Origin of the sequence: Mesorhizobium sp. M1A.F.Ca.IN.020.06.1.1, assembly GCF_004023265.1 — a bacterium.
GTDB lineage: Bacteria > Pseudomonadota > Alphaproteobacteria > Rhizobiales > Rhizobiaceae > Mesorhizobium.
Genome location: NZ_RZSR01000516.1, coordinates 1 through 4,244 on the forward strand (window position 1 = coordinate 1; position 4,244 = coordinate 4,244).

The window sequence follows — 4,244 nt, forward strand, 5'->3', positions numbered from 1 at the left end:
CTCGCCATGAACCTCGTCGAATGCGCCAGTTGCCCACGGTGTAAGGTGATCGTGGCGTTGTGGATGCGCTTCCGCCGCGTCTTCCATGCCGCCTCACAAACCAGCCACAGGAACGCCTCGCGCTCCGTGAAGGGCTCGTTCGCGAAAATCGGATGGTCGAAGTAATTTCGTCGCACCCAGATAAAGCCGTCCGCCGCGCTCATGCTGGTCGATCACGCAGCCTGCTTCTGCCGAGCGGTGACCAAGCGCCGCAGCTCGGCATACGCTTCGGCCAAAGTGGCGCCCGAAGCCGTAATGCCGGTTTCGAGGTCGCGAATGATCACCGTGCCGTCGGCGGTCGTAATATGGGTATAGGCCGCCGTCATGAAGTTGCGGACCTTCTGAGCCGTCTCGGGCCAGCATCGCCGGCCATCGCGAAGTCGGGCCACGAATTTCGGGTCGTTCAGCGCAATCTGCCCGATCCTGGAATCGGCCATCTTGAGCTTGTTCTGGAATGTCGCGATTTCGGTCAGCAGTTCAGTTCGGGTGTCCATCTCTCGCCTCAAGGGGAAATTTCCCCTTAACCATTAGGCTAAAACCCTAGTGACGGTCAAGTTGCGATGGGCTACAACCCCCGAAGGTGCTGGGAGTAAGGGGAAAAAAACCGTGGACAATGAATGGGAAAGCCGCTTTCGCGAGCGCATGGAAGCCCAGGGCTACACCATGAAATCGCTCTCGCTCGCGGCGGGTCTGAACGAATCTTTCGTCCGCGACATGCTGCAGCGAGGACGCCGACCGAGCGTCGAAAAGTTTTCGAAGCTGGTGGCGATCCTGGGCACGACGGTCGCCGACATTATGGGCGAGGGCGCACCGACAGAGGGCGGTTGGTTTGTACCGCTGATGGGCTTCGTCGGCGCTGGCGCTGAGGTCGAGCCCGACTTTGAGCAGGTGCCGGTGGAAGGCCTCGAACAGATCCCGGTTCCCTTTCATTTGCCGGGCGACATGATCGCTTTCCAGGTTCGCGGCGATTCCATGCTGCCGCAGTTCCGCGATGGTGCGGTGCTAATCGTTTACCGCGACCAGCGCCGAGCGCTGGAAAGCTTCTATGGCGAAGAGGCAGCGGTAAGGACCAGCGACGGCCGGCGTTTCATCAAGACCATCTTGCGCGGCAGTCAGCCTGGCCGCGTCAACCTAATGTCATGGAACGCGCAGCCGATCGAGAACGCGCATCTAGCCTGGGTCGGCGAAATCTTCACAGTGTTTCCGGCCAAGTCGCTCCACCGCGTTGCTCGGCAGGGCGGCATCCAAGGAAATTTGCGCCTTAAAAGCGCATAAGGGGAAATAGCCTATTGACGAAATAGGCAAAAACCCCTTAGATGGGCTTAACCGAGTGGTTGGAGCCCATCATGAACGCCCTTTCCTTCCCGACTTTCGCCACCGCCATCCCCCTCACGCTCAACGCCGATGCGGCTGACCGCGTCGCGACCGCGTGGCGCTTCTCTCTGCGCGAAGCTGCGGAACACATCCTGTCCATCAAGCAGCATCAGAAGACGATCAGCGAAAAAGACGAGATGCTGATGCCAGGAGTGCGCCTGCACTCGCCGAAATACGTCGGCTACTGCCGCCAGCAGCTCGCGCGTCGGCTCCCGCTCTATCTGGCCTCGGTCCGCCGTGTTTCGGAAGCCGAGCAGACCCTGACGCTGCATGGCATCGCGTTCGCCAAGTCGTCGGACGCTTGGTCCTAAAACGCAACACGACCTTTCCCGGTCGATACTCACCACCAAAGGAGATTTCTTTGAACGCGCACATCACCTCAGCCCTGCATCCCGACGCCGAGCTGCTTGCCCTCGGGAAGGCGCTCTATTCAGCATGGCAGGCCGAACGCGCTGCATTCGTCGCCAGCCGCGACATCGTCAACGACAGCGCCATCGAGGCGGCTGCTGACACTAGCCGGAAGCTGGCAAGCCAGATCGTGGCGCTGGCGCCGAAGACGATCGACGGAGTGCGAGTGCTGGCGATGGTCTGGGGCCAAGCTTATTACCTGTCCGAACAGCCTGGCCAGTACGAAGGCAGCGATTCCGAGTACCCGTGCGACCGCGCTGCCAATGCCGTGATGTCATTCCTGCTGAAGGATGTCGCGGCGTGATCGCCTCGCGCACGTGCATCAGCGGGACCCGACCGTTACGATCTCTTCTTGCGGGTCGCTTCGATCAGCCGTTCGAAGGCGCTCTCATCGCCCGACGCCGCATCCAGAAACGCGTCCCGAAATACGCTGATGGTCTGCTCGCTCAGGGCTTGGTTGATGCGAAGCTGTTCGATCAGTTCGCTCTGCTGTTTCAGCAAGGCCTCCGTTTGCGCAGAGGTGTCGCCACGGGCGTGAGAAAGGTGTGCAAGCTCTTCCTTCAGACCTTCCAGAAGATCGGACTGCTCCTTCAACTCGGCAAAACGCTTCTCGATGGCATCCTCGGCTTCCTGCCGATGCTGCGCGTCCTCAGCCGATTCACCGATCAGTGCCTGGAGCTGCTGCGTGATTGTCTTTTGTTCGGCCAAGGCGGCCCGCACAGAAGCCAGTTCTGCCTCGGTCTTTTTCAACTCCCCTTCAAGGTAATCCCTCTCATGGTTCAGGCCGTTGCGGACCGCTGGCCAGTCAAAACTCTCGCTAAGCCTGGCCAAAATTTCCGCGCTTATCGCTCGATTGTTAACGGACGCCGCCTGTTCGAGCTTGTCCTTCAAAGCAGATGGAATCCTGAGTTTGAACTGGGGGTCGCTTTGCTTCGGACGAGCCACGGTGATCTCCAACACACGAAGTTCGGTGTGTATGGACCAATTAGGGCCTTGACGCTAGAGGGACCTTCTAGGTACAAGGAACCTATTAGGTTTACGGTTAACGGCGCATGAGGAAGAACGTGGAAACAGAGCAAATCAAAATTCGACTGCCTTCCGACGCCAAAGCCTTCATCAAGGCTCAGGCGGAGCGGAACGCCAGCTCTCAAACTTCGGAAATAGTGCGATGCATCCGCGACCGGATGGACCGCGAAACGAAAACGACGACCAGCGCCAACTGATCGTCGTTCGATTTCGAAACCGCCCGCCAAGGCGGCTCCCCACATCATCAACCCCTGAGAGAGAAGATGACTAAGACAGCGAATAGCACGGCAAACGTGAAAATTCCAGTACCGGCCGACCCGGCCTTTGTTTACGGCGTTCAACTCGGCCAAGCCATGGATGAGCAGGAGCGCCTACAGGAGTTGGAATATGAGGCCATGCACGCCAAAGAGCACGGTCCTCACCGGATATACGGTACCGCTGAGCATCACCAGGATGATCTTGTTGATGTGCTCAGGGATATGATCGCCAATGTCCGCGCATCGACATCGGAGGGCGCTCTTGTGCAGATCGCTGTTGCGATCGATTTCGTCTCCCGGATTGAGGATCAATACCCCGACGAAGAGATGGGGTATCAGGAAAAGCGCCAGTTTCGCACTCTCGAAAGGCTGCTGTTTTCGGCCATGCACGCTCTGAACGAACTGTCCGGCGGCAAGCTGACGAACCTGCACAAGTCGCATTTCGGCATCAGCTACTGTGACCCGTGGCGTAATCCCGACGAGGCCGCCAAGCACGCCTTGGATCTTGAGCGGGAGGACGAAGAGCGCGCCGCCGCTCGGCGGAAAGGGCGCGCGTCATGAAGGCGCCCACCGACGATCTGAACGACCTTGAAAGCGACATCGGGAACTTGGCGCACCTCATGGGCGTGCTGACCGAAATACTGGTTGAGATGCCGCGCGTGGCGCCGAGCGCGCCTATGCTCGATCGGGCGAACGCGTTGTCCTGGATCGCCCGCGACATGGCAAACCAGATGGTTGAGGCGGTGGCGCTTTGCCATGCCCGCGTCCTGGCCGACCGTCGCAGCAAAAAGGGAGGGTCGCTGCAATGACCCTTTCTCCTACCATGCAGGCGATTGCCATGCACATTCACGCCGCCGCGGAGGCTCGCAGGCAGTGCGAGTTAGAAGACTGGAAGCTGATCCCGGCCAAGTCTGAGTTTGCGGCGATGGACGCGATGGATGACGCCCTGGTCGCTCTGTGCGCTGCGCACCCGAAATGGGAGGCAGACCGCCAAGTTTGGCAGAAATACCTGCTGGCGATCGATCTCCCGAGCAAAATCGATGGCCAGGCAAAACTGGCAGAGCGCGTCCTGAAAGCGCTGATCGTTGGGGAAACCTGATGGCCGGCAGCATGGCGGAGTATAAGCGCCAGACGCGAGCC

The 4,244-nt window shown here is 59.5% G+C and carries 9 protein-coding genes and 1 pseudogene; 7 read left to right on the top strand and 3 right to left on the bottom strand.

Features of this window, described 5'->3' with window-relative positions; all coding sequences use genetic code 11:
- Positions 1–203, bottom strand: a pseudogene (locus EOA60_RS21115) (hypothetical protein); the annotation flags it as partial.
- Positions 204–212: 9 nt separating this feature from the next.
- Positions 213–533, bottom strand: coding sequence for a hypothetical protein (locus EOA60_RS38295; protein WP_206522088.1), 321 nt, complete (start codon positions 531–533; stop codon positions 213–215).
- A gap of 112 nt (positions 534–645) precedes the next feature.
- Between EOA60_RS38295 and EOA60_RS21125 the strand changes: the two genes are divergently transcribed.
- The 3 genes from EOA60_RS21125 (at position 646) to EOA60_RS21135 (ending at position 2,125) form a co-directional block, all read left to right on the top strand.
- Positions 646–1,314, top strand: a complete 669-nt coding sequence (locus EOA60_RS21125) for a LexA family transcriptional regulator (protein WP_128311827.1) — start codon at positions 646–648, stop codon at positions 1,312–1,314.
- Between the two features lie 71 nt (positions 1,315–1,385).
- Entirely contained in the window at positions 1,386–1,724 is a 339-nt protein-coding gene (locus tag EOA60_RS21130) for a hypothetical protein (protein WP_127335026.1), read from the top strand.
- 50 nt (positions 1,725–1,774) lie between these two features.
- On the top strand, positions 1,775–2,125 hold the full coding sequence (locus tag EOA60_RS21135) for a hypothetical protein (protein WP_127335027.1): 351 nt from the start codon (positions 1,775–1,777) through the stop codon (positions 2,123–2,125).
- Between the two features lie 35 nt (positions 2,126–2,160).
- Here EOA60_RS21135 and EOA60_RS21140 read toward each other — a convergent pair whose 3' ends face one another.
- The gene (locus tag EOA60_RS21140) at positions 2,161–2,766 is read right to left on the bottom strand and encodes an Arc family DNA-binding protein (RefSeq protein ID WP_127335028.1); all 606 of its coding nucleotides are present in this window, start codon (positions 2,764–2,766) and stop codon (positions 2,161–2,163) included.
- Between the two features lie 107 nt (positions 2,767–2,873).
- Between EOA60_RS21140 and EOA60_RS37705 the strand changes: the two genes are divergently transcribed.
- The 4 genes from EOA60_RS37705 to EOA60_RS21155 all read left to right on the top strand — a co-directional run bounded on the left by EOA60_RS37705 (position 2,874) and on the right by EOA60_RS21155 (position 4,203).
- Positions 2,874–3,044 carry a hypothetical protein gene (locus EOA60_RS37705; RefSeq protein ID WP_164748210.1) on the top strand — a complete coding sequence of 57 codons (171 nt, stop codon included), beginning with the start codon at positions 2,874–2,876 and terminating at the stop codon, positions 3,042–3,044.
- A 66-nt stretch (positions 3,045–3,110) separates the two neighbouring features.
- A complete protein-coding gene (locus EOA60_RS21145; RefSeq protein ID WP_127335029.1) occupies positions 3,111–3,665 on the top strand; it encodes a hypothetical protein in 555 nt (184 codons plus the stop codon).
- Positions 3,662–3,913: a hypothetical protein gene (locus tag EOA60_RS21150; protein ID WP_127335030.1), complete on the top strand. Its 252-nt coding sequence runs from the start codon at positions 3,662–3,664 to the stop codon at positions 3,911–3,913. The genes EOA60_RS21145 and EOA60_RS21150 overlap by 4 nt, the downstream gene beginning before the upstream one ends.
- Entirely contained in the window at positions 3,910–4,203 is a 294-nt protein-coding gene (locus tag EOA60_RS21155; RefSeq protein WP_127335031.1) for a hypothetical protein, read from the top strand. The genes EOA60_RS21150 and EOA60_RS21155 overlap by 4 nt, the downstream gene beginning before the upstream one ends.
- The last annotated feature ends 41 nt before the right edge of the window (positions 4,204–4,244 follow it).

Bases quoted from the DNA above. Each gene is read 5' to 3' on its own strand.
- EOA60_RS37705 (WP_164748210.1), top strand. From the start codon at position 2,874: ATGAGGAAGAACGTGGAAACAGAGCAAATCAAAATTCGACTGCCTTCC.
- EOA60_RS21150 (WP_127335030.1), top strand. From the start codon at position 3,662: ATGAAGGCGCCCACCGACGATCTGAACGACCTTGAAAGCGACATCGGG.
- EOA60_RS21145 (WP_127335029.1), top strand. From the start codon at position 3,111: ATGACTAAGACAGCGAATAGCACGGCAAACGTGAAAATTCCAGTACCG.
- EOA60_RS21130 (WP_127335026.1), top strand. From the start codon at position 1,386: ATGAACGCCCTTTCCTTCCCGACTTTCGCCACCGCCATCCCCCTCACG.
- EOA60_RS21155 (WP_127335031.1), top strand. From the start codon at position 3,910: ATGACCCTTTCTCCTACCATGCAGGCGATTGCCATGCACATTCACGCC.
- EOA60_RS38295 (WP_206522088.1), bottom strand. From the start codon at position 533: ATGGACACCCGAACTGAACTGCTGACCGAAATCGCGACATTCCAGAAC.